At 54.8% G+C, this 22,712-nt stretch carries 17 protein-coding genes; 8 read left to right on the top strand and 9 right to left on the bottom strand.

Annotated features, from left to right (window positions below):
- Nucleotides 1–493 precede the first annotated feature (493 nt).
- Both yecR and BUB78_RS18390 read left to right on the top strand, forming a co-directional pair.
- Entirely contained in the window at nt 494–802 is a 309-nt protein-coding gene (gene yecR / locus BUB78_RS21610) for a YecR family lipoprotein (protein ID WP_073200660.1), read from the top strand.
- Between the two features lie 163 nt (nt 803–965).
- Nucleotides 966–1,325, top strand: coding sequence for a single stranded DNA-binding domain-containing protein (locus BUB78_RS18390; protein ID WP_073200658.1), 360 nt, complete (start codon nt 966–968; stop codon nt 1,323–1,325).
- 261 nt (nt 1,326–1,586) lie between these two features.
- On the opposite strand, the gene BUB78_RS18385 is transcribed toward BUB78_RS18390, so the two are convergent.
- The 5 genes from BUB78_RS18385 to BUB78_RS18365 all read right to left on the bottom strand — a co-directional run bounded on the left by BUB78_RS18385 (nt 1,587) and on the right by BUB78_RS18365 (nt 6,490).
- On the bottom strand, nt 1,587–3,002 hold the full coding sequence (locus BUB78_RS18385; protein ID WP_073200656.1) for a DUF2235 domain-containing protein: 1,416 nt from the start codon (nt 3,000–3,002) through the stop codon (nt 1,587–1,589).
- A 225-nt stretch (nt 3,003–3,227) separates the two neighbouring features.
- On the bottom strand, nt 3,228–3,509 hold the full coding sequence (locus tag BUB78_RS18380) for a hypothetical protein (RefSeq protein ID WP_220084035.1): 282 nt from the start codon (nt 3,507–3,509) through the stop codon (nt 3,228–3,230).
- Nucleotides 3,509–4,489: a caspase family protein gene (locus BUB78_RS18375; protein ID WP_073200651.1), complete on the bottom strand. Its 981-nt coding sequence runs from the start codon at nt 4,487–4,489 to the stop codon at nt 3,509–3,511. Before BUB78_RS18375 ends, BUB78_RS18380 begins: the two co-directional genes overlap by 1 nt.
- Before the next feature lie 18 nt (nt 4,490–4,507).
- Nucleotides 4,508–4,882, bottom strand: a complete 375-nt coding sequence (locus tag BUB78_RS18370; RefSeq protein ID WP_245813575.1) for a TIR domain-containing protein — start codon at nt 4,880–4,882, stop codon at nt 4,508–4,510.
- 357 nt (nt 4,883–5,239) lie between these two features.
- On the bottom strand, nt 5,240–6,490 hold the full coding sequence (locus tag BUB78_RS18365; RefSeq protein WP_073200649.1) for an IS256 family transposase: 1,251 nt from the start codon (nt 6,488–6,490) through the stop codon (nt 5,240–5,242).
- A gap of 982 nt (nt 6,491–7,472) precedes the next feature.
- On the opposite strand from BUB78_RS18365, the gene BUB78_RS21420 reads away from it, so the two are divergent.
- The 4 genes from BUB78_RS21420 (at nt 7,473) to BUB78_RS18345 (ending at nt 12,935) form a co-directional block, all read left to right on the top strand.
- A complete protein-coding gene (locus BUB78_RS21420) occupies nt 7,473–9,008 on the top strand; it encodes a M20/M25/M40 family metallo-hydrolase (protein ID WP_073200647.1) in 1,536 nt (511 codons plus the stop codon).
- A gap of 306 nt (nt 9,009–9,314) precedes the next feature.
- The gene (locus tag BUB78_RS18355) at nt 9,315–10,223 is read left to right on the top strand and encodes a HEAT repeat domain-containing protein (RefSeq protein WP_170865109.1); all 909 of its coding nucleotides are present in this window, start codon (nt 9,315–9,317) and stop codon (nt 10,221–10,223) included.
- Between the two features lie 991 nt (nt 10,224–11,214).
- On the top strand, nt 11,215–11,658 hold the full coding sequence (locus BUB78_RS18350) for a cupin domain-containing protein (protein WP_084732949.1): 444 nt from the start codon (nt 11,215–11,217) through the stop codon (nt 11,656–11,658).
- Between the two features lie 239 nt (nt 11,659–11,897).
- The gene (locus BUB78_RS18345; protein WP_073200643.1) at nt 11,898–12,935 is read left to right on the top strand and encodes a LysR substrate-binding domain-containing protein; all 1,038 of its coding nucleotides are present in this window, start codon (nt 11,898–11,900) and stop codon (nt 12,933–12,935) included.
- A 249-nt stretch (nt 12,936–13,184) separates the two neighbouring features.
- On the opposite strand, the gene BUB78_RS18340 is transcribed toward BUB78_RS18345, so the two are convergent.
- Nucleotides 13,185–14,129 carry a homocysteine S-methyltransferase family protein gene (locus BUB78_RS18340; protein ID WP_073200641.1) on the bottom strand — a complete coding sequence of 315 codons (945 nt, stop codon included), beginning with the start codon at nt 14,127–14,129 and terminating at the stop codon, nt 13,185–13,187.
- A gap of 56 nt (nt 14,130–14,185) precedes the next feature.
- Nucleotides 14,186–15,562, bottom strand: coding sequence for an FAD-binding oxidoreductase (locus BUB78_RS18335; protein ID WP_220084034.1), 1,377 nt, complete (start codon nt 15,560–15,562; stop codon nt 14,186–14,188).
- Between the two features lie 163 nt (nt 15,563–15,725).
- Between BUB78_RS18335 and BUB78_RS18330 the strand changes: the two genes are divergently transcribed.
- Nucleotides 15,726–16,763, top strand: a complete 1,038-nt coding sequence (locus BUB78_RS18330; protein WP_073200637.1) for a GlxA family transcriptional regulator — start codon at nt 15,726–15,728, stop codon at nt 16,761–16,763.
- A gap of 578 nt (nt 16,764–17,341) precedes the next feature.
- Here the strand turns inward: BUB78_RS18330 and BUB78_RS18325 are convergent.
- Together BUB78_RS18325 and BUB78_RS18320 are read right to left on the bottom strand one after the other, a co-directional pair.
- Nucleotides 17,342–19,735 carry a YbcC family protein gene (locus tag BUB78_RS18325; protein ID WP_073200635.1) on the bottom strand — a complete coding sequence of 798 codons (2,394 nt, stop codon included), beginning with the start codon at nt 19,733–19,735 and terminating at the stop codon, nt 17,342–17,344.
- 21 nt (nt 19,736–19,756) lie between these two features.
- Nucleotides 19,757–21,316, bottom strand: coding sequence for a proton-conducting transporter transmembrane domain-containing protein (locus BUB78_RS18320; protein WP_073200633.1), 1,560 nt, complete (start codon nt 21,314–21,316; stop codon nt 19,757–19,759).
- A 104-nt stretch (nt 21,317–21,420) separates the two neighbouring features.
- On the opposite strand from BUB78_RS18320, the gene BUB78_RS18315 reads away from it, so the two are divergent.
- Nucleotides 21,421–22,299: a LysR family transcriptional regulator gene (locus tag BUB78_RS18315; RefSeq protein ID WP_073200631.1), complete on the top strand. Its 879-nt coding sequence runs from the start codon at nt 21,421–21,423 to the stop codon at nt 22,297–22,299.
- The last annotated feature ends 413 nt before the right edge of the window (nt 22,300–22,712 follow it).

The raw sequence follows: 22,712 nt of genomic DNA, 5'->3' as shown, positions 1-22,712 counted from the left end.
GTCAAAACCGCGCAAACAGGCCGGACACATGACTGCTTCTGACAAATGCACAAATCTGATCAAAAATGTCTTGCTATGCAGGAGCCATCCACACAGGTCGTTCGCTGCGTCAAAGTCCTATGTCTCACATGCGGACCAAGCGGCCTGATGCGACTGCAGCGTAGATCGTGGCATCGATGCACGAGCCAGACAGACAGGTTCTGCGGCAGCGCAGCAAAGTTTCCCCAAAACGGTCATTCAACACAGTCGAAATCGCCAAAATCCGAACCGGTCGTTCGCTGCGCGGGCGTTCTATGTCTCACAAGCGGACTTTTCAGACCTTCGCAATGGCCAGCCCAACTGGCGCTTTCGGCCCAAAGGTGCGCCTTCTTGACGTCCAATGAACCAACCGCAGCGGTTGCATTGATGTCACAGATCAACCAAAAGCTTTAGCGCCCTTGAATGGGACAAGATCTTCTCCTAGCGTCCACAAGCACAAATCTTGGAGTTAACTATGCAAAAAATAACGTTTCTTTTGGCAGCAACCTTTGCTCTAACAGCTTGCGAGGCCCCCAAGACCCCTGTTCCGACGGGTGGCAGTAGGTCTGATGCACTTGTCGAACTATCCTATGATGTCGGTCCCTACGAACAGGCCGTTGTGGATTGGGACACAGCACAGGCATCAGCAGTTAAGCGGTGTAGAGCTTGGGGTTACAGCAAGGCTGATCCGTTTGAAGGTGTTCGTGAGCAATGCCAACAGTTCAATGGCTACGGCAGCTGCATGAGAGGCACTGTCACGCGCACCTATCAGTGCACGAACTGATCTAATCCAGCCAGCGGCATCGTGTTTTCAAGCAACGTGTAGAAAATTTAAATGCCGCTGGCCACTACCGGCTTTGAGCCGACCATGGCTGACGACCAATTATACTGCGGGGCGGCAGGTCGCGCTTTTATGATGCCCGAGACAGATTTAAAGAGGACATCCCATGCGCTTTATTGCGAAATTATTTTCAACTGCAGGTCTTGCCCTGTTTCTGGCCGTTTCAGCTCAAGCCGAAACCATCACACCAAAAGAAGCCGCTTATTATGCCGGAGATTCAGCGACGGTCGCGGGGGTCGTAAGTCAGGTTTCTACAAGCAACGGCGGGACAACTTTCATCAATTTTGACGGTCGATATCCCAACCATAAATTCTATGCAGTCCTCTTTAGGAAAAACGCAGGGGAATTCTCTGGAATACATTCTCTAGAGGGCCGAACTGTTGCCATCACCGGAACAATTGAGCTTTACAAGGGCAAACCTCAGATTATTCTTCGGTCTCCGAGCCAGATCGACATTCTGAAATAGTTTGGGGCGACAAACTGACCTCTGACCAAGTCCAGTTTGTGGCGCGGAGGCTGCGTGATCTAATTACTCGATATCAAGCCGTCATCGGCGACACTCGCTTTCGCCGCAGTGCGGTCCGTCATCGCGGTCGTTCGTGCACGGTGCAGCATTTGAAAGGTAATTCGGCGCGAGGCGGACGAAACAGCCATTCGCTGCGGCTGCAACAATGGCCGCTCTGGCGACCTACGCGTGTTTGGGCAAATGTACCGACTGCGGCTAACGCTATTCGTAGTAAATCTTTGCTTGGGGATGTTGCGCCAGCGTTTCGGGTCGATAGGCTTTCACATCTCCCATTTGCGGGACTGGTCCAGCTTTCATTCTTTCCAGCACGGTTGGGTGAAGAGGGAAGTTGTTCACTTTGCGTGGTCCAAAGCCCCACCTTAGTTTCAATGGCCCTTTATCTATCAAATAGATTTCAGCATGCTGAAGTCCCTTTGGATCAGGCGAGGTAACCAGAATTTCGGGCCGCATTTTGATGTCGGGTACACACTCTTTCAGTTCTTTGATCATCCATTGTAACGAGATATCGCTTAGTCGAGATTCGGGCTCAGGGTAGCTTCCTCCGATATCGCTGTGGCAACCTGCAAACCACATCTGCTTCATCCATTCCGGTTTACGGGCTTGCGTTTTCTCCGCCTCTTTTTGACTGCCCCATATCACCCGTGGAAAGTCTTTCCGAGTCTCATCGATCGCCAAAGCATGCCGAGCAAATTGAACATCGGAATCTAAATAAGCGTCATAATTCTTCCGGTCCCAAACAGCGCGATGCCCATGCTTCCAGATTGAAGGCCAATGAAGGGGGTTGTTGAATGAAAGCGGATTTTTAACATCTGGTGAATAATATTTGAACTGGCTTTTCAGAACAACCAAGAGCCAATATCCGACAATTGCGGCGAATGCGAATAGGGCAGTTGTGACAAACCATGGCCAACGAGAAAAAACGGACGCAATCAAACCGACCGCAAGAAGAATAAATACGCTATAGACGAACCAGTTGACCATCTTGTTGCCTAAAGCTGCAACAGTGTCGAATACTCCGATAAAAGTTGGCTGAACATTTCCTTGTTCGCCAGCTTTTTCACCTTCGGCATTCGAGCCGTACTTATTACGAAACCGACGGGCTTTCTCTTCGCGTTCATCTTCGTACTTACTCCGCTTGTGTCCCGCGCCGTGATTATAGACATATTTGACGGCATCACTTGCAATCTTACGAAGCTTAGGGCCATGTCGCGGAATAGGCGACCCATCCGGCATCATCGTCGGCACGCCGCATAAGTTCATCACATTTGCTACAGAGCGGGCAGTGTAAGCTCCTCGTGAGAATCCAAAAATGCTGATTTGATCGCCTGGTTCGTAATTGGCTATAATTGCCTCATAACAATCAATAACATTGTCATCAATGCCTGTACCGACGGCTGCCTCAAGGGCGTTGCGAATACGGCGAAAGGTTATTCCATCTGTTTCACCAGCTCCGAGACCAGCATCATAGAATGCGACTTGCTTGTTCGGTTTAATAGGCGAATCTGGGCCAGGCCTGGAAGCGCGGTACATCTTGTACACGTTTGATAGTCGCTGATCGGGTTTTTGCCCGCCGATTTGTCCGGTTCCATCTGAATAGATAAGAATGTTTTTTGGCATATCGTGTTCTTCCTTGTCAACTCGGCCTTCTCAGTATCCCGAAGGGTTCCGATCCATTTCTAGCCAAATTAGCGCCGTAATGCGCATTCGCATTGCGGGCATTCTGGAAAAGCGCAGCAATTCTAACGTGTTTACACCATTACGGAAACAGGTAGAACCATCCGTCTGCTTTGCTGGGCTCAGACTTCCAGCCGCGCATAGACGCAGTTCATGACGCCCGACTGCCTAGTCATCATTCGACAACGCGTTTACAACAGCGGGTAGATATTTTCGAACCTGCTCCCTATCACTGTCCTTTTCCTCGTCAGACAATGCTGAAAAAGGGGTCTCGAGTTGACGGTCCCACTGAGAAACAAGTTCGGCTGGGATGACTAGCGAACCGTCTGGCTGGCGCACTCCCTTTTCGTGCATGTACTTTTGCCAGTGCGCCCATCGCTCGTGCTCAATATCGGCCAACGTATCGATGGCTGCATTAAGCTTCGCCCTTAACCTATCATTGCCCATCACTAGATCATATCTCCAGCAACTAATCGGCGGTAGTGCTCACCTAACGCAGTTAGCTTACAAGTTTTGCTTTCAACGGCAGCATCCCACATATGCGGCGCGTCGACAGGGACAACCAAGTTCACTCGATTGTACTTCTGCAGTATTGCAAAAATCGCGTTATGACCGGGGTCTGGGGCAATGTAGTCGGTTGAGGCAACTTCCTCAGAAGTACGACGTGGCTCGTAGGACGGGTCCAATTGGTATTCATGTCCTGGAACCGGAAAGAACTCGGCAATTCGGCGTAAGTCACTTAGTTCCAGCGGCGGCTCCACTTTTCTAAGGGAGACAAAGCGTTTCACGTTCGTCTTAAAGACAGGCCGTTGTCCCCAAGGCCCTAGCGATTGGTCGATGTGTGCGTAGATACTGCCAGGTGTCACGTCGCCCACCAGGTTCGCGGCAGAGCCGCTGAGCGCATCAATTAACAGCGTAGTAAATACGCCCTCTCCGTTCACTTCATCAGCGTACTGCTCGGCCGTCGATGCAGTAAGAATGGTCACCCCGTCAGCCAATTCAGTCATGGGTGTCATAGCGTTCTTGCCCGCAGCCCCACTATGACAGCTATCCAAAATGATGATCTTGTTTTTGGCCGCGGATTGGTTGGCCCAAACCATAACATCAGATAAACTGATGCCATCGTCGCCGGATTTTGTATCAGAAGGGCATAGGTATCCTCCTGCCGCTTCAATGTAACCGTGTCCCGCAAAATATAGCAGAGCCACTTCGCTATCGCCCTCAAAAAGCTCCTGTATAGCTGCCCTTAGTTCATCCCTGGGAACATCGTCGCCTGAAGCTCTAGAAGTCATAAGTTTGACGGAAAAATTCACTGACCCGTCAGAGTCACGGTTTAACATGGATTCAACTCCATAGGCATCTCTTACACACCCGTGAAGCGAACCGATATGATCGTAGTGATTAACACCAACAACTAACGCTTTTCTCATCCGGATAATCCCTACTAATCAAAGGCTATCAACAAATGCCGCGATGTTGTCCCAGGTCCAAACTTTTGTATTTACACCCTCAATATTAGTCCGGTCGTCTTTATAGCACCAAATGCCTCTAATGGGCTTCCTCTCTTCTTTCGCACACTGGATTTCCCAATGCTGACCAGTAGAGGTCGTTGAGTTCTTGCTCACAAATACTAGAACCCCGTCAGAACGCTTGATGCGAGTGCGAACACGTTCTTTCCATCCAGTGTCGTAAGGTTCCTTGACCGACATATCCACATATTCAAATGGCGATTTTGTGTTGAGAGATTGCGCTTTCAGAAAGTCACGAGACTTAACGTCGTCCATCGAGAAAGCTACGAAAATTACTTTTTTGTCGGCCATCATCTTTCCAATTCGGTCTTGCTGCATACAACCACAAGTTTATGGACCCTGAATTCCAAAAGCCAAGGGCAAAATTTCAATTCAATTCTTTTAGCACTGAGCCTTGACCTCTCCAAGGGCAGCATCTTGAGAACAAAACCCACATTACGCTTGTGGTGCGTCGGGTTCACTGCACGCACTTGCATCGCTAGACTGAGTAAAGTCGTGCACCTTCAACCAAAACGTCGATTTCAATTACATAAAGGCGTGTACAAGTTGTGGCGAAGGGCCGCTTTCCTGCTAACACGTCAAAATCTTTGAAACTGCAGCAAATGCCGGGTTTCCACCCTGAGCTATGCCCGAAAGTTGGTGACGGCGTGATCAGGCGGCGTTTTGAAGTTGCTTGATTCCGTCTTTGAATGCAATCCCATCGATTATCTCGGGCATGCGGTTGGACCCGTCCAGTTTGCGCCACTTGGTCTGGGCTGACATCATGAGTTTGAACGCCATTGCCAAGCCGGTTTTTCGGCTGAGGCACCCTTTGGTTTTGCCAGTGCGATGTCGGACCGTGGCGAAGGTGCTTTCGATGGGATTGGTGGTGCGGATGTGCTTCCAATGCTCAGCTGGGAAGTTATAGAAGGCCAGCAGCACATCGCGGTCTTTGGCCAGTTTTCCTACGGCTTTATCGTATTTCACGCCGTAGGTTTTGATGAAGAAATCAAAGGCAGCCTCGGCCTCGATCCGCGTTTCAGCCTGCCAAATGTCGTGTAAATGGCCTTTCGCCCTGGCCTGCACCGACTTCGGCATCGCGTTCAGCACATTGCCCGTTTTGTGGAACCAGCAACGCTGTTCCTGTGCCGCTCCAAAGAGCTCGCGCAGCGCATTCCAGAACCCCAAAGCACCATCCCCAATGGCAAGATCAGGCGCATGGGTGAGGCCTCGGCGCTGCAAATCAAGCAGCAGTTCACGCCAGCTCTGGGTGCTTTCTCGATAGCCATCAGCGAGGCCGATGATCTCTTTGCGACCCCATTCATCTGCCCCGATAAGTACCAGAACACATTGTTTTTCTTCAGCCATTCGTGGCCGGAAGTAGACACCGTCCGCCCAGATGTAGACGAACCGCCGGGTGCTGAGATCGCGCCGCTGCCAGCGATCATACTCGTCCCACCAATCCGCCTTGAGCCGCGATATCGTGCTTGAGGACAGCCCTGCGGCATTGGGGCCGAGCAAAGCGGCAAGCGCCTCGTGAAAGTCGCCGGTCGAAATACCTTTGAGATACAGCCAGGGCAGCAGCTCTTCGATGGATTTGGCTTTGCGCAGATAGGGTGGCAGGATCGTTGATGTGAACCGGACTTTCTCGACGGTATCACCCCGATCCCGCACGCGTGGCACTTTGACCGGCACCGCGCCGATCCCGGTGATTACTTCGCGTTCAGGCAGGTGACCGTGGCGCACCAGTCGAGCCCGACCGTCGTCCGTTTTGTCAGATGCATAGGCCTCCAACAGAACTGAAAGTTCGGCCTCAACCGCTTGCTCAATCAGACGCTGCGCGCCGGATCGTAGCAGGTCCGTCAGTGGATCAGGCGAAAATCCCTGTGGATCGATCAGCTGGGTGATGGTATTTGGCGTCATGTGGCATATCCTTTTCTCAGTCGAGAATTGCGGCGCGTGAACAACGCCATGATTTGCCGCCCCTCAGGGGCCATCACCAACTTTTAGCTATATCTCTTCCACCCTCAGTGCCAAATGCTGCGCTTTTCACCAAGGTCGTCTTTGGGCTCACTGCCGTCATTCCGGCCCTGTTTTTTCGACGGCTGCTTCCTTCAGTCGAATGCCCAATTATCGGGTCAAGGCGCGGAAATAATTGAAGGATCTGCGTTTCGGGAACGGCGGCTTTCGGGACGAGGTTCAAACTTGACCCGCTGCACTGCCGCATGGCTGCTCTGAGCCCGAAGCGGCCTGATTGAAATCTCGCCCTTCGCTCATGCAGCAAACAAGTCGCCCTGACCGATTCCAGCACCACGCCGCAACGCAGCCTAAAGAGCGGCCGTTCGTTGTGGGCGCAGCGAAGCTTGGTGGGCCTGTGACCGAGTTGCGGTGCAAGCCGCCTGATAGAGCCCAAATTGCTGGATGTTGCGCGTGCTAAGAAAGGGTCGAACGCGCGTAAAACCGCCATTGGCAGCAAGAATTACAACTGACATCTACCCCGGATCAGACGACCCGATGCAGTGGTACCTCTCGCACAATGCATTGTTAGTGCAGGGTACGGTATTTTCTGACTACATCTGGCAGAAGTCGTTTTCGATTATTTGGTATTCTGCCTGGCCTGCAAGCAATCTCCGACCAGATGGACAGAGCGGCGCTGTCACTCAATCAATCAATTCTCTTCAATAAGTGCCGACGTCAGATTTCTTTCCGTCCTGAGAGGCGCCGTAATTGAAGGGCAAAATAGTCACCTAAATGCCTTTGACGGGACGGGTTTTTATTGTGGGAACACCCCACATTTCCAACCAGGAGTCGGGCCGGGTTCGTAAATTATTTATGCGTTATCGTAACTCTGAGGTACCCTGACGTTGTTTATCATGAGTCGGGAATCAATATTAGGGGGGCAGAAATGTCTAGAAAATCTTTACTAATAAGCGCCTCATCTCTGACAATTACGTTATTTTCTAGCGGGTTGGCATTTGCCGACAAAGGCTTGGACAGCAGCGAACTTCGAGATGCGGTGACCGTCGATGGTGTGAGGGCGCACCAGCAAGCATTTCAGGCTGCAGCAGACGCAAATGGCGGAATACGCGAGGCTTCAAGCCCTGGGTACTTCGCTTCTGTGGATTATGTCGCAGATGCAATGGCGGCTGCAGGATACGATGTTACTGTTCAGGGGTTCGACTATCCGTTTTTCGAAGAAAACGTTGAAGCAATTCTTGAACAGCTCGACCCTGATCCAACACTCTATGAATATTTCGGTTTAACTGGTTTTGCGACCATGACCTATTCGGGCTCTGGCGACATCATAGCGCCGACGCAGGGCGTAGATCTGCAATTGCCGCCAGGCGCGGCGGCAAACACCTCGACCAGCGGATGCGAAGTTGCCGACTTTGACACGTTCGTGTTCGGAAAAATCGCCATAATCCAACGGGGGAACTGCTCGTTTGCGTTGAAAGCACAAAATGCCGAAGCGGCAGGCGCTGCAGGTGTGATCATTTTCAATGAAGGTCAAGAAGGACGAACCGACAACTTCTTCGGCACGCTTGGTGCCCCCGGCATCAACATTCCGGTTGTCGGCGCGGCCTTCGACGTGGGGGCCGAGCTAGCACAATCGGAGGCAACTGTTCGCATGTTCGTTGATGCCGAATCTGAGGTAAGGATGTCGGCCAATGTCATTGCGGATAGTGTCGGCGGCCGGGATGATCGGGTCGTTGTAGTCGGCGCCCATCTCGACTCGGTTCCGGAAGGACCTGGAATTCAGGACAACGGATCCGGATCGGCGGCGAACTTAGAGGTCGCGCTGCAAATGGCGGCACTGGGGATCGAGCCCCGCAACAAGGTTAGGTTTGCGTGGTGGGGCGCAGAAGAGGCCGGTCTGCTAGGATCCGAGTTTTACGTTTCACAGCTCACCACGCGTGAGATCAAGGACATCGCCCTTAACCTCAACTTTGACATGGTCGGCTCGCCCAACTTTGTCCGCTTTGTTTATGACGGGGATGGTTCTGACACGGGCGCTTCAGGACCCAACGGTTCAGGGAATATTGAACGTGTATTCCTGGATTACTTTGCCGATCAGGGTTTGCCGGTGGAAGCCACCGCATTCGATGGCCGGTCCGACTACGGCCCGTTCATTGCTGATGGTGTGGATATTCCGGCTGGCGGATTGTTCACTGGTGCAGAAGAGCTCAAGACCGAAGAACAAGTCGCAGTTTATGGCGGCGTGGCCGGCGAACAGCTTGACCCTTGCTACCACTTGGCCTGTGACACGTTCGACAACATTAGTATAGAAGTGCTGGACCAGATGAGCGACGCTATCGCACATGCTGTCTTGACGTTCGCGATGACCACATCGTCCGTCAATGGCACGGACAAGGCCAATGAAAACGCTGTCAAGGCGACCTCAGAGACGATGGAATATCGTGGCTCGCTTTTGCAACGTTAATGTAAATTGGCCGTGTTCACGGTCATGCTAAAAAAACTCCTGCCGCCATACTGATAGATATGGCGGCGGGAATGCGAAAGAGACCTCGGACACTCCCGCAGCAGGAAAGAGTTGGCCTGATGTTCTGCCATCGAAGCTAACGATGGAACACCTTAACAGCGAAGCCGGTGAGGCATGGTTTCGCGGTGTTTATCGGAATGGAATCTGCTAACGTTGGCTCACTGTTCCCGCTCAAGAGGCTTTCGGTCGCGAAGGATCAGAAACTTTGACAACCATTTGCGCAATTACCAAGCCAGGTAAGGGAAAATGCAATCATCAAGATCGGCATTGGCAATGCTGAGGCCGCGCCAAATGCATCGGTTTGCCGTATTGACTGTGTGGAGTTTTGTAAGCGCCATTTTTGTAATAATTGCTCTCCCTGGCGCGGCTTTTCAGTCTGCAAAAGAAATGAACGCTGCATCAGTTTTTGAATTGGGATTCAACGGCAAAACAGAACGTCTATCCGGCAAAGTTGATGCCGGTACCAGCATTACCGACACAATTCGCCAGATCGGTCGCACGGCTGGATTTGAGGTGCGCCTGCAGCCCGGCCTTGGTGAGTTGGATTACCCCGTAAATCTGGATGGCCTCACTATAGAGGACGCGCTCCGTAGCCTGGTCCGAGATCAATCCTATGTTGTTTTTCGCGGTTTGGCGCATGGCGGGTCGGAAGGGATCAGCAAGATCTGGGTTATGGCAGAGGGCGGGGAGTTTGATATAGAGATTGGGCAAACAGCGCCAATTTCAGGTTCAAACCAGAACGATTTCCAATCCGAGAAGCCTTACCTGAAAGTCACCCGTGCAATCGCGGTGCGCGATATAGTTAAACTCAGCAATATAGCTGACGAAGAGTCGATCAATACGCTCCGCAAGTTGGCAGTCGACGCAAGTGATGCGGCCATAAGGCGCTCGGCACTGAGCGCGCTGGCAGGTATTGCGGGGGAAGAGAGCCACAACCTTTTTGAGTTTTCCGGACTGAAGGATCCTGATGTACTTGTTCGTATCGAGGCTGCGCGCAGCTTATTGCGCGTTGATCATCATCGTGGCCCTGCAATCGTCGAAGCCGCAGCACAGCGAGAGACAGACCAATCCGCGCGCGAAATTATGGAGCGCATGGCAAAAGGTGAATCAGTTCAGCGAGTTACGGGTATGTCCGACGTGCAACTGAAGCATTAGGTGAAAGCCAAGCTTTAGACGATTTTCGTCGGCGTTGGCGGGCTCTGGAAATTCTGACTGGATGGCTGTTGTTACAGGAAAAACCAGCTTTTCATTTTGCAAAGAAGCAAACACCTTTTCTTCTCCCTTTTAGCGAGCGTTGGGTGCGCGGAGTGTAGGTGACCTTGGCAGGCTGCACCAGCGAAGGTCACACATGGGCATTGCACTTGCAGGTCCAATTTTAGCCCTACCTGTTTTATGTAGCCTACGCCATGCGCGATAAGAGGACATTTTTGCGTTTTCGGCGTAAGCCTGCTTTGTCTAAGGTTTGTGGCTGCTGTCAGCGTGAGCTGCAGCGGCGAACGACCGATTTGGATTTCTACCCTTCAGCCCATTGGGAACGGCCGCTTCGGGGAAATCCTGCCGCAGTGCCGCGAAACTGTCGCGTTCTTGATCGGGCGGGTCGGGCGAACTGTGCTGCGATGGCATTAGGCCGCTTGGTCCCGCAACTCGGTCATAGACCATTCTGAAATTGCTGCGACCAAGATGAACGGCCGCTTTCTTGGCCGCGGCGCAGCGTGACTCTCGGTTCAGCAGCAATGACATGATTGCTGCACCTGCACAGTTGGAAATCGGACCTTGTCTGCATTGGGCTCTGAACGGTCATTCGCTGCAAAGGTCATGAAGGTCCGGTTAGGGCCGTGAGTGACATAGGCGTCACCTGCGGTACAAGGGGCGGCTTCCGGACCTTCGCTGCAATTGCGAGCCAATCTGGCCTCGAAGTTGAAAGCTGACGCTCAATCTGATGCGGAACCACCCATATCTCTGCATTGCCGCAAGTCGCATGCGATCCCTAAGCAAGCTTTCATTAAAGGTACAGAAGTGCTGGCGCGGGGGGGGGGGCAGGCTGAATTTTTTTCACGCTCGGCTGAAAAAAGAACATTTGTTCTCAAGGCCCTCCGCAGGCGAACATCTGGACGTACTCTAATCGAGCACATCAAGGAGATGTCACATGATTTGGCTTATAAACCCGCTCCGCCGCGCTGCACCGATCGCAATACTTCCGATCACAGCCCTCTGCGCGATTGCCGCAACCAGCGGGCCCACAGCGGCTGAAGGAGATTTCCCGACCGAACACAAGGGCCTTGCCGTGGAGCAGCTTGGAGTGGTCCCCGCGGGCTCGATGGCGCGACAGGTAGGTCTCGATGGTCATGTTCTGCTCTTAAGACGGATCACGATCGAGCCAGGCGGTCAGATCGCACATCACAGCGCCGCCGAAGTCCCGGGCGTCGTTTACATGGAAACCGGTGCTTGGACGGAAGGCCGCAACAGCGGCGAAACAGAACATTTGGCGGGTGAGACCTTCATCGAGGACGCCGATACTGTGCACTGGTTCTACAATCGTGGGGATGAGCCTGCATCGGCCTTGGTCTGCGATATAAAACCCGCCAGTTGAACGAGCCTGTAATTGACCAAGCGAACGGGCACTGTCTCTAAAGCCGGACCACAAGTGTGGTCTGGCCCAAAGCGTCGCCGGGCCCGCCCGCACCTTCTAACCTTAAGCGCGTCCGAGCGCCGCTGAAAATTCTGGCCTCCGCGCGCACATCAAGCATCGTGGTGCTGAGAGAGTCTTGGCAGGCCGGATCGCGTTCGATGAGCCAATCCCGAGTTTGATTTGAACCCGTCGAGTATGTAATGATCCCATATGCGGACATCACATTTAACTTGGGAAACTGGGGCTTGACACGAAAACTTCCACCCTTCGCTGCGGTGCGGGCGTTCGAAGCCGCAGCACGTCTGGGCAGCATCAAGGAGGCTTCGGAGGAACTCTGCCTGACTGCCAGCGCGGTCAGCCATCAAATCCGCGCACTTGAAGAGTATCTGGGTACGTCAGTCTTTCGACGGTCAGGAAACCGAGTTGAACTGACGCTGACAGGGCGCGCCTATGCTGGAAAACTTACGACGCTTCTCGACGCATTCGAAGAGTCAACGAGGTCGGTGAAGGAGGCCGGGCGAAGACCCTTTCGTGTGCACTGCACACCGGGTTTTGCGGCACGCTGGCTTGTCCCCAGACTCAATCGCCTCGCATTCGGCGATCGGGTGCGGGTTTCGGTTTCGAACGGAGCGCCGTCAACTGACTTTACTTCGAACGGTGCTGACGTGGTTATCCAGTGGGCTGATGCGCCGGTTTTGGGCGTGGTCACCGAACCGCTGATGCAATCCGCCCGTTATCCCGTGGTCAGTCCATCCCTGATCCAGAGTAAAGAGTTGCGTGAGCCGGGAGACCTGTGTCGCATTACGCTGATGCATGATGAGACAATGGATGCATGGGACGAGTGGTTCGAAGCCGCTGGGATTGATCCTCCGGCATTTCCACGCGGTCCAACATTTCCAAACTGCGAACTTGCGACGGCAGCGGCGGAGCAGGAACAAGGTGTTGCTCTTGCATATGATGCGGTTGTCAGATCGACGGTTGAAAGCGGTGCTCTGGTCCGGCTTTTCGACGCGGTCACCATGCCATTCGTCATATATTCTGTCTCATATCCATCATCTCGAAAGAATGACCAAATGATCCGTGAATTTTCGGATTGGATACACAGCGAGGCCAAGGCCGTGGGGGCAGAGGCCCGTACCGATTTGATCTGCGAGGTCGCCAGCGGTCGTGTATCTCTTTTGAGGACGGCAACTCGCCCGGAAAATAAGCCGAAACTCGGAGCAAGACCGGAGGACTAATCTGAGCACCGAAACGCTATTCTTCCCAAAACCCGCTCAGTCCGCATCTTACCAGTTCGCACGCCACGCAGCCAACGGCGATGTTTCTCGAACCGGTCACTCGTGGTTTGTGCGGCGAATGCTACTGAAGAGCCCACCTTTACCGATGCTGCGGCGTGTTCGAATGGCAGCTTTGTTTTCGAAATGAATAACATAGGTCAGTTCGCTCTGAACTGACCCAAATGTTTATAAAAGTGTTTCTTGGGTGGCTCATGCCGCCGCCAACAACGCCCGGCCAATTTTCTCGACATGCACATAGTCCGTGCCGCAACATCCGCCAAAGACATTCATTTTCGGATGAGCAGCCCTGATGTCAACGTATTGGCCCGCCAATTCATCGGGGTTGCCTTCTTCGAGATGCCCCAACTGGCACAAGGTTCCATGATCCAAAGACGATGCGTTGGCCCGCAATCCACGGATGCGGTTGGCCCAAGGCTTACTCGCAAGTGCAGGGCCGAAATCAACTGGGTGAGAGCAATTGATCATGCAATAGGCGGGCGCGTTTGCAGTTGCTGCATCAACCGTTTCAATTGCTTGTTTCAACGTCTCACCGCTGCGCAGCTTGCGGTCTTTCTCAATCGTAAAGGCGATAACCGACGGTAAGCCCGCTTTGGCCGCGGCCCTTGCAATGCCAATCGCCTCGTCCGTTGTGTTCAAGGTCAGCGCAGTTACGATATCTGCACCTGCGGCTTTGAACGTTTCAATCTGTTCCTTGTGGTAGGTTTCGGAAGTTTCGGCGGTTAAGTCCTGATTTGTTTGGTAGGCGTCGCCCTTTGGTCCAATGCAGCCGCTGATCACGGTTTTATCTGGTGCCAGCCCGGTGGCGGCGGCGCATTCACGATAAAGCTCGAAACACTTGTGGTTCATCTCGGCGAGACCTTCTGTCGAGTACCCAAGCAAAGCACCCCAGTCACGACTGGCGCGGTAGGTCAGGCTGTCAAAAATGAAGGGTGTACCAAGCTTCACTGCGATTTTCGCAAAAGCGGTATAGTATTCCCGCAAGGCCGCTGCAGATCGGTCATCGTTCAGCAGATGAAAGGCGCTGAATTCCGGAGGATCGAAACCACGCTTGTACATTAGCCACGTTTCAGTACCGCCATCGGTTAGGAAAACGGCATTCGTCTGATGTGGCAATAGGGGTGTCGGCTGGGACATGTTATGCTCCTGTCGAAAACATTGATGTGTATCTTGGGGAAAATGGATCGCTGGCCTTAAGCCTCAGGTGCAATATTCTGATTGAAGCGGAACCGGTTTTGCGGATCGTACTTGGTCTTTATTTCAACGATCCGTTCATAGTTTGGCCCAAAACTTTTCCGCGTCAGCGCCGCATTGTCTTCACCATGCCCTGCGAAGTTGAGATAAGCCCGCCCGTGATGGCCAAAGCGTTCGGAATTGGACCAACCTTCGCGTGACCATGCAATGTTTGCTTTATCGTCATCAGGGTCGGTCCAAACGCCATCCAATGAATACATCCAATCCATAGATCGGTCGCCAAAAGCGGTGGCATCCGCTGAAACTTTCGCTGTTGCTCCGCCAAAGTTCCAGAGAGATGAGAGTGAGTTGTCCGAAGGTGCAGCCAACGCGTTGGCAAGGGCCAGATCAATCATCTCATCTGTTAGGTCAGTCAGATAACGGGCCTTCCAATAACAGCGAAAATCTCCGGCGGGCATCAGGGTATCGAAGAGTTGCTGCACGTCGCAGTAGTTCATTCGTCCGGAAAAATCGGCCGACATTTCGCCAAGCTCGCGAAGCGGTTGAAGAAGCGCCTCACCTTCAGCGGCGTCACCGTTATACACACACGCCAGCGTGAAGACCCTCTTACCCCAGTGTTCCTTGGGGAAGTCCTCGCCCCCTGCGGTGGAAAACTCGCAAAGCGATCCAACTCGATCGCCGTGTTTGGCAAGAAAATCACGCCATGCACGAATTGGTTTGGGCCCGTCTTCAACGAGGTAGATTGGAGCCGCGAACATGATCTCTGGGCCGACGGGGTGCAGCGCGAATTCGAATTGCACGACGACACCGAAGTTGCCACCCCCACCTTGCAGAGCCCAAAGTAGTTCGGGGTTTTCGTCTGCACTTGTGTGGATAAGCGTACCGTCGGCGGTGACCACGTCAGCAGCAACCAGATTGTCGATCGACAATCCATGCTGTGCTCTTAGCCAGCCAATTCCCCCCGACAGGGTTAGACCTGCCACTCCGGTGTCGGAAATCAGACCCCCGGGGGTCGCGAGCCCATGCTCTTGGGTCGCCGTATCGACATCACGCCACAACGCTCCGCCTTGCACCTTTGCCACCCGTGCAGACGCATCCACCGAGACTCCACGCATGAGCGAAAGGTCGATCATCACTCCGTCGTTACAGACCGCATGACCCGCAACATTGTGCCCGCCGCCACGAATGGCAATGGGCAGGTCACGGTCGACAGCGAGCTTGACTGCGGCCTGCACGTCGCCAGCATTTCTGCATTGAGCGATCAGCGCAGGGCGGCGATCTATCATTGCGTTCCAAACGCCCCGCACACCATCAAATCGCGCGTCTTCGGGGCCAATCATCTCGCCACCAAAATCGAGTGACAGCGAATCTAACATGTTCCTAAAGTCATCCATCCCGTACTTCCTTTTCAAAACCCACTTTCAGGCTATCCCAACACATCGGTTTAGCAGAGTGGCATTATGGCCAAGCACAAGGCATACTGGACAAGTGACCATGGCAAAATTGCCAATACCGTGCCTAATTGGACAAGGATCAGTCATGACCCAACCTATGAAGCCTCTGATTGTGCTGCTCGCTGCTCCAGAAACATCAGCGTCCGTTCTCTATGGATTGTATGATGTCTTGCTATCCGTAGGCGCAGTTTATTCTGACATGGTGTCAGGTTCGCCCGGTGACGAGTTGTTGGACATCAAGATCGCGTCGGCAGACGGAAAACCATTTCATTGTATTGGAAATATTCCTGTTGAACCGCATATGTCGGCTAACGATCAAACGACTCCTGACGCCGTTGTCATTTGTGACATGTATACGTCGATCTACGATGTACCGAAGGGCCGATACCCTCGGGAAATTGCCTGGTTGCGAAAGATGCATACGGATGGGGCTATGCTTACATCCGTCTGTTCAGGATCTCTCCTTCTTGCGGAAGCAGGGCTTTTGGACGGGAAAGAGGCGACAGCGCATTGGGCGTATCGTGATATGTTTCAACGCCATTATCCCAAAGTCGCCTTTCGCAATGAATCCATTCTGTGCCTGGCGGCTGAGGCGGATCGCATTGTTACGGCAGGTGGGGTCAGCGCGTTGTACGACTTGGCTGTCTACTTGATCGCCAGATTCTGCGGATACCAGCATGCGATTGAAACCGCGAAAGTGTTTCTGATCAGCGGCCACTCTGAAGGCCAGTCACCTTACTCAGTCATGACCCGTCCAATGGAAACCACAGATGCGCAAATCTCTGACTGCCAAGTTTGGATAGCTGACAATTACGCCCTCGCAAAGCCGGTCGAACAGATGGTTGAGAGATCCGGTCTGAACCCTCGAACTTTTTCACGCCGGTTTCGTTCTGTCACTGGTTTTGCACCCATCGAATATGTCCAGGCACTCAGGATAGAAGAAGCCAAGCAGATGCTTGAAAAAGATGTGCATTCTGTGGACGAGGTTGGCGGTTCAGTTGGTTATGAGGACCCGTCATCTTTTCGCAGGGTCTTCAAACGAGGCGTTGGTCTATCACCAGCCGCCTATCGAAAGAAATTCCAGCGCATCTCGCAGATCGCCAAACCAACTGGAGTGAGATGACGTCGAGGTCTTTAGGAAGCGGACGTCGGCGCAGATGCAGCGAACGTCTGTTGAGTCCGCAACTCGGTCATCGGCTTCAATAAACTTGCTGCGCTGTGGATGAACGGCCGCTTTTCGTTCTGCGGCGCAGCTGACGATTTTAGGCGACCGCATTTCTGCACTTGCGAGCGTCAGCGCAGGAGCACTTCCGCTTTGGGCTCAGTGCGGTCGTACCGGGCCCTGTAGTCCAACGACCGCTCCGAATGTCCGAGCATCGGGCCGCACCGCTGAAAGCGTTGAATTTTCTGTGTTTCGGGAATGGCTGCTTCCGGAGCGCAGTCCAGGCTTGCCCCGCTGCACCGCCGCAAGTCCGCACTGAGCCCACACCGGACCCATTGTTTTTATGCTGCGTGCGCTCGCAGCATGGATATTGTTGTAACAGTCTAAGTTCCTATGCCGCGGTGCCGCGAGAAAACCGGCCATTCAAGCGAACCGCAACGAGAAGGAATGCCCAAGGATCAAGTCGCGGTCAAAACTGCCTTATGCTACACGCGCTCGAAATTTAAGAGCGCCTGTCCAGACGGCGCTTCGTTTGGTGATCAACCAGTCGCCATCAATTCTGATGGATGGTCGGAAACCCCAGGCACCTTCGACCATTGCAGATTGCCTTCATACCGCCATCCCATATGGCCGTTTTCGTTCAGCGAAAACAGATGTAGCCAGCCGTTGTCAAACAAGTCCCGCACGCCATCGTGGCGTTTGAGGATATCGGTCATCGTTTCGCGGGGGGCTTCGATACAAACAGACAAGCGCAGGGGATCGTGCGCGTAATCGTCCCCTTCGTGGACAGATTGCCACGGCAGACCGGCCCGCAAAGTGCCGCCATTGCCTTCGACCACACCGATCCCCCCGGTGACGTTGTGCAACAATTTGTTGCCCGCGCCGAACGTATCGGGAGCCACCGTGGAACCATAGTATTGCAGGCTGATCCAGCTGGCGACAACGACCGGGGCGGTCATGATCAATTCCAGCACGCCGAAACCCTTGTCGTTTGCCCAGTCGTAATCGTGCAGGAATGCGCGCCCTTCCATGTCTTTGCCTGCGGTGCGGTGGCGCGGTGCCGCGATAAAGGCTTTGCAACCCGCCAAAGCCCATTCGGGCCTCGTTTCTGCCCAGTCACGCGCACGAAGCGTCATGGCGTCGTCGCTTGCCGCGCGCGGCAGCCGCAAAGACCGCTCGCCCCGTGTGACCTTACCCGCAGCCTTGAACCAGTCGCGGGCCTGTTGCAGATCGCCGCGATGGCCTGTGGTGTCGCAGTCCTGATCGTAAAGGGTTATCGCGTCGGTCGTGGTGTCGTGGAGTGCCGCCAGAAACAACGTGTCCTGCGGCACGTCGATGCCCCGGCCGATCAGCGCCGTGCGCACATCGGGCGCGTTCAAAAGCCCTGCCAGCAGCCGCGCGTTGACCTCGCCGGAATAGCCGCCACAGGCCCCGCAATGCAGACCGCTTGCAAACGGGTTGTTCACCACGTTCGCCCCGTGACCCGCCAGCACGACAAGCCGCGCGAAGTTTGTGGTGAACGACATGGCCCGCAGGATGGTTTCTGCGGCGTCCACCTGCGCGCCAAGGTCCGATGCGGGGTCGAGCCGTGGCGCGGGGCCGCCCGGTGCTTCGTTGGGCGCAAGATTCAACGCGTCGCGAACGAGTTTTCCAGCATAGATCGGGCCCGTCGCCTCCACGAAGGCGAAGGACGACACGGCGGCCAGTTTGAATCGCCCCCACGCGCGGCTGGCACGCGCCTTGAAACGGGCGGTCTGGTCCGCCTCCACATCATCGCCTTGCGAGGTCGATGTCACACCAGCATTTAGAAGCACTGGCAACCGATGCTCCTCCACATCCGATGCAAAGCCTTTGTGCGAGGCTGTGAGGCCAAAGAACCCGGCAAAGCCAAGGGTTTGAATGTTCTGATCGACACTTTCAAGCGCCCGCCGGAAGACTTCCGAGCGGACATCAATGCAGAAGGCGGCCTGCAAAGCGGGGCGCTCGGAAAGTGCTACACGCGCAGGCGCCGCAAGGGTTTGCGCCAGATCACGCTGCACCGAGCGCTCCCATGCGTCTTGCAGGATGGCATTGCGCACAAGGTCAGCATCCGGCTCGACAGGGGCGGCATGTGCCTCTTTGACCGCCTGCCATTTCCCGCCTATTTGATCTTCATATTGTGCCAGCAGCGCCTCTTCCCACAGCAGCCGGATCGTCAGGATGTCGGTGATCGTGTGATCGCTGCCACCGCCCAATTCAGCCTGCCAGAGATGATACCGTGCAACTTGCGCCCATCCCCCCAAGCTAAACAAGAGCTGGTGCAGGTAGGTTTCCAACGCATCCTCAGGCAATCCGAGCCGATCTACGGCGCGCAGCTTCGCCTCCTCCGCCGTGTCGGGTGTTTCACTGACGAACTGCCCGAACCCCTTGAGGCCGACGATTTCCGGCGTCAGGTCGTGGGTCGCCGTCTGGCGCCACGCCTCATAGGCGCCCCGCCGCAAAGGAGCCGCCCAAAGCGCTTGTCCCTGATCGAAATACCCTGCGGCCCATGCCCCGAAGCGATCCGCAATCACGCCCGGCCAGTCGATGCCGGAGGCCTTTGCGGCAAGGTCTGCAATCGTAGGCTGCGCGGTCTGGCCTGCCGCATTGGTTTGCGCCAGCGCTTTGATCCGCGCCAGATCGGGGAGGTCTTTTCCCTTTGCCGCCATCAACGCCGCCTCGATATCCGCATCGGTGATCGTCCCGTCGAGGATGCGCGTGTGATACCAGGTGCGCGGCATCGTCACGGGCACGCCGCCAACGCGGCCCAGGCGCGCGCCGACTTGGGCCAGTGTTTCGCCGGATTGACCCAGAAACGGGTTCACTGCGACAGACGAGGCTAGCGGCCAGAGCGGAGGAATAGCGCGCGCCGCGGTGTCGGCGGCTGAGTTCAAAGTCGAGATCGAAATTTTCATTTTCTTATTCCCTAACATCATTTACGTGGACCGCTTGGACGACCAGCCGCCCAGGATCTTGTCGAAAACTGCATTGGCATAAAGCCCGTTGGACAGGTGCACCCGCAGACCCGCCGCCGCCGGATGGTAGGCCCACAGCGGGAACATCGCTTGCGCGACCGCCACCAAGCCAAAGCTGAACAACGCCAGCACAATCAGCGCCCATTCCAACGGGCCGGGGGCGGGCGTGGAGGGCAAGGTACCGGCCATCAGCCACTCTGCACCCGTTTGCAGGGCAAAGTAGCCCACAGCGGCGGCCACCGAAAACGCAGCGGTGCGCTGTGTAAGTACGCGCGGGGCAGCATCGGCAAGGCCCTGGGCCAACAAGTAGGCCACGCCAAAGATCAGGATCGCGCCCAGGGCGATGGCTTGCGGCGATTTTCCGGTAACCCCGAAGATGAATGCCACCACCGCATAGATGACCAAGGCAATCAGGAACGCGCGGCCCACGGCCGTGCCGTTCGGAACGGCCACAGGGCCGGGCCGCCGGATCGCGGCAACGCCGTCAACGGCCATGCCGGACGCAAGGAACGCGTGCGCCTTGTAAAGCGAATGCGCCACGACATGCAGCAAGGCCAGCGGAAACAGCGCCAGACCGCACTGCAGGATCATGAAGCCCATCTGCGCCACCGTGGACCATGCCAAAGACGTTTTCACCGCCGGTTGCGTCAGCATCACCAGCCCGCCGAACAGCGCCGTGAACCCGCCCACCATGACCAGAACCGCCAACACACCGGGCGCCAGAAGCATCACATCGGCAAACCGGATCAACAGGAAGCCGCCTGCGTTGATCACGCCCGCATGCAGCAACGCGGACACCGGCGTTGGCGTTTCCATCACTTCGGTCAGCCAGCCGTGTATCGGGAATTGTGCGGATTTCAGGATTGCGGCAATGGCCAGAATCGCAGCAATCCAGCCCGCAGTTTCATGGCCTTCGCCTGCGCGGGCCGCGGCCAAAATCTGTCCGATGTCGCCGGTGCCGTATTGATTGACCAGCAGGACCACCGCAACCACCAAGGCCGCGTCGCCCATGCGTGCGGTGATCCACTTCTTATGGGCAGCCCGCTGTGCCGCGACACGGCCCGGGTAGTGCAGCAACAGCTTGTGCAGGAACAAGCTTGTCGCGATCCATGCGACAGCCAGTTGCAGCAGATTGCCCGAAATGACCAGCAGCATCACCGCCGCCAGTGTCGCGCAGAGCCATCCGGTAAACGGGCCCTGTTTCGGCTCGCCGTCCATATAGGTGGCGGCGTAGCGCACCACGACCCAACCCACGAAGGTGACCAAAATTAGCATGACCGCGCTTACGGCATCCAGACGCGCCGATATCCCGAGGCCAGCGGCTCCGATTGTCCAACTGGTCCCAGCTCCTGCGAACACCAGGGACAATCCTGACAGGATCGCCACGCCAAAACCGGTCAGCGAGATCACCTCAATAATGCGCAACACATTGCCAGGGCGCATCGCGTGGCCGCGAAATGCGAGAACAGCGGCAATGATCAGGGCGAGAGGGGCCAGAAATGGTAGAGCGGCAATAAACACGGGCGGTTCTCCTTGGGGCTAAGGTTCTGCCCCAATCACTTAGCAAAGCCGCCGGAAACTAAAAAATTCATTGTTTGCAGGAAGCCGTTCTGTTTAATGAATGCATGAGCGAATTCAACTACCATCATTTGCGCTATTTCTGGGCTGTTGCGCATGACGGCAACCTGACCCGCACTGCGGAACGGCTAAATTTGTCGCAATCTGCTGTTTCGGTTCAGATCAAACAGCTTGAGGCACATTTCGGCCATGCCTTGTTCGAGCGTCGTGGGCGCCAACTTGTCCTTACCGAGGCGGGGCGCATTGCACTGGATCATGCTGATGCAATTTTTGCGGCCGGTCGCGAATTGGTCGGAACTTTGCAAGAAAAGGGTCGAAGCCGACAGGCGATCCGCATTGGAGCGCTGGCCACCCTGTCGCGCAATTTCCAGATGGAGTTTCTGCGTCCAATTGTAGGCCGGTTGGATGTCGAAATGATCCTGCGTTCGGGCACAAGCGCGGATCTTTTACAATCGCTCGAAGCGTTGAACCTTGATGCCGTTCTGATCAATCAACCACCCTCACGCGATGCTGTCACACCGTTCGTTTCGCATCGTTTGTCCGAACAGCCCGTCAGCCTTGTGGGGACACCTGAGCGGTTGGAGGACAGGGGTGATCTTGTCGATCTGCTTGGCACACAGCCGGTTATTCTGCCGACCGCTGAAACCGGCATACGGATCGGGTTTGACGCATGGACAGACAGGTTGGGCATCCGGCCACAGATTGCAGCCGAAGTCGATGACATGGCGATGATGCGCCTTCTTGCGCGTGAAGGCGTCGGTCTGGCCGTCTTGCCGCCCATCGTTGTGCAGGACGAATTGGCTTCAGGTCGGCTGATTGAAGCAGAGCGGTTGCCCAGTATAGGCGAAACCTTTTACGCCGTGACAATCACACGTCGTTTTCCGAATCCGATTCTTACGGAATTGTTGGAAGGTCGGGCGATTTAGATAGATTTTTTCGTTGATCTCGGTTCAGCCGGTCCAGCAAGTTGCAAAAGCAACCTATGTAGCACTTACGTGTTTCAATCCGTAACTTGTAAATTTCTTCTTTGTCGAAGTGGAAGTTCAACACGTTCCCATCATGGTCGGGTTTGTCCCGCAACCTAATTGTTGAGACCGCGCGCGAAAGGGAGAGATGGTATCACCAAATTGTTGCACTATCGATGGCCGCTTTGGTGAAATCCGCAGCACTACAAAATGCGTGCTGCCGCACATGCAATATAATGCTGCGTCAGCGAAGTGTGAAAGACGAATGGCGGGAAAGTCCGGCGGTTTCAACGGGTCGATGCAACACATGCATTGAAACGCTCGGCGGGTGTTTCGTAGTTGAGCGTTTTTCGGGGTCGTTCGTTGAGCTGCCT

Source organism: Roseovarius marisflavi (genome assembly GCF_900142625.1).
Classification (GTDB): Bacteria; Pseudomonadota; Alphaproteobacteria; order Rhodobacterales; family Rhodobacteraceae; genus Roseovarius; species Roseovarius marisflavi.
The sequence above is the reverse complement of the archived record's forward strand: the minus strand, read 5'-3'. Positions and strand labels throughout refer to the sequence as shown.

Bases quoted from the DNA above. Each gene is read 5' to 3' on its own strand.
- yecR (WP_073200660.1), top strand. From the start codon at position 494: ATGCAAAAAATAACGTTTCTTTTGGCAGCAACCTTTGCTCTAACAGCT.
- BUB78_RS18390 (WP_073200658.1), top strand. From the start codon at position 966: ATGCGCTTTATTGCGAAATTATTTTCAACTGCAGGTCTTGCCCTGTTT.
- BUB78_RS18385 (WP_073200656.1), bottom strand. From the start codon at position 3,002: ATGCCAAAAAACATTCTTATCTATTCAGATGGAACCGGACAAATCGGC.
- BUB78_RS18375 (WP_073200651.1), bottom strand. From the start codon at position 4,489: ATGAGAAAAGCGTTAGTTGTTGGTGTTAATCACTACGATCATATCGGT.
- BUB78_RS18370 (WP_245813575.1), bottom strand. From the start codon at position 4,882: ATGATGGCCGACAAAAAAGTAATTTTCGTAGCTTTCTCGATGGACGAC.
- BUB78_RS18365 (WP_073200649.1), bottom strand. From the start codon at position 6,490: ATGACGCCAAATACCATCACCCAGCTGATCGATCCACAGGGATTTTCG.
- BUB78_RS21420 (WP_073200647.1), top strand. From the start codon at position 7,473: ATGTCTAGAAAATCTTTACTAATAAGCGCCTCATCTCTGACAATTACG.
- BUB78_RS18355 (WP_170865109.1), top strand. From the start codon at position 9,315: ATGCAATCATCAAGATCGGCATTGGCAATGCTGAGGCCGCGCCAAATG.
- BUB78_RS18350 (WP_084732949.1), top strand. From the start codon at position 11,215: ATGATTTGGCTTATAAACCCGCTCCGCCGCGCTGCACCGATCGCAATA.
- BUB78_RS18345 (WP_073200643.1), top strand. From the start codon at position 11,898: ATGATCCCATATGCGGACATCACATTTAACTTGGGAAACTGGGGCTTG.
- BUB78_RS18340 (WP_073200641.1), bottom strand. From the start codon at position 14,129: ATGTCCCAGCCGACACCCCTATTGCCACATCAGACGAATGCCGTTTTC.
- BUB78_RS18335 (WP_220084034.1), bottom strand. From the start codon at position 15,562: ATGTTAGATTCGCTGTCACTCGATTTTGGTGGCGAGATGATTGGCCCC.
- BUB78_RS18330 (WP_073200637.1), top strand. From the start codon at position 15,726: ATGACCCAACCTATGAAGCCTCTGATTGTGCTGCTCGCTGCTCCAGAA.
- BUB78_RS18325 (WP_073200635.1), bottom strand. From the start codon at position 19,735: ATGAAAATTTCGATCTCGACTTTGAACTCAGCCGCCGACACCGCGGCG.
- BUB78_RS18315 (WP_073200631.1), top strand. From the start codon at position 21,421: ATGAGCGAATTCAACTACCATCATTTGCGCTATTTCTGGGCTGTTGCG.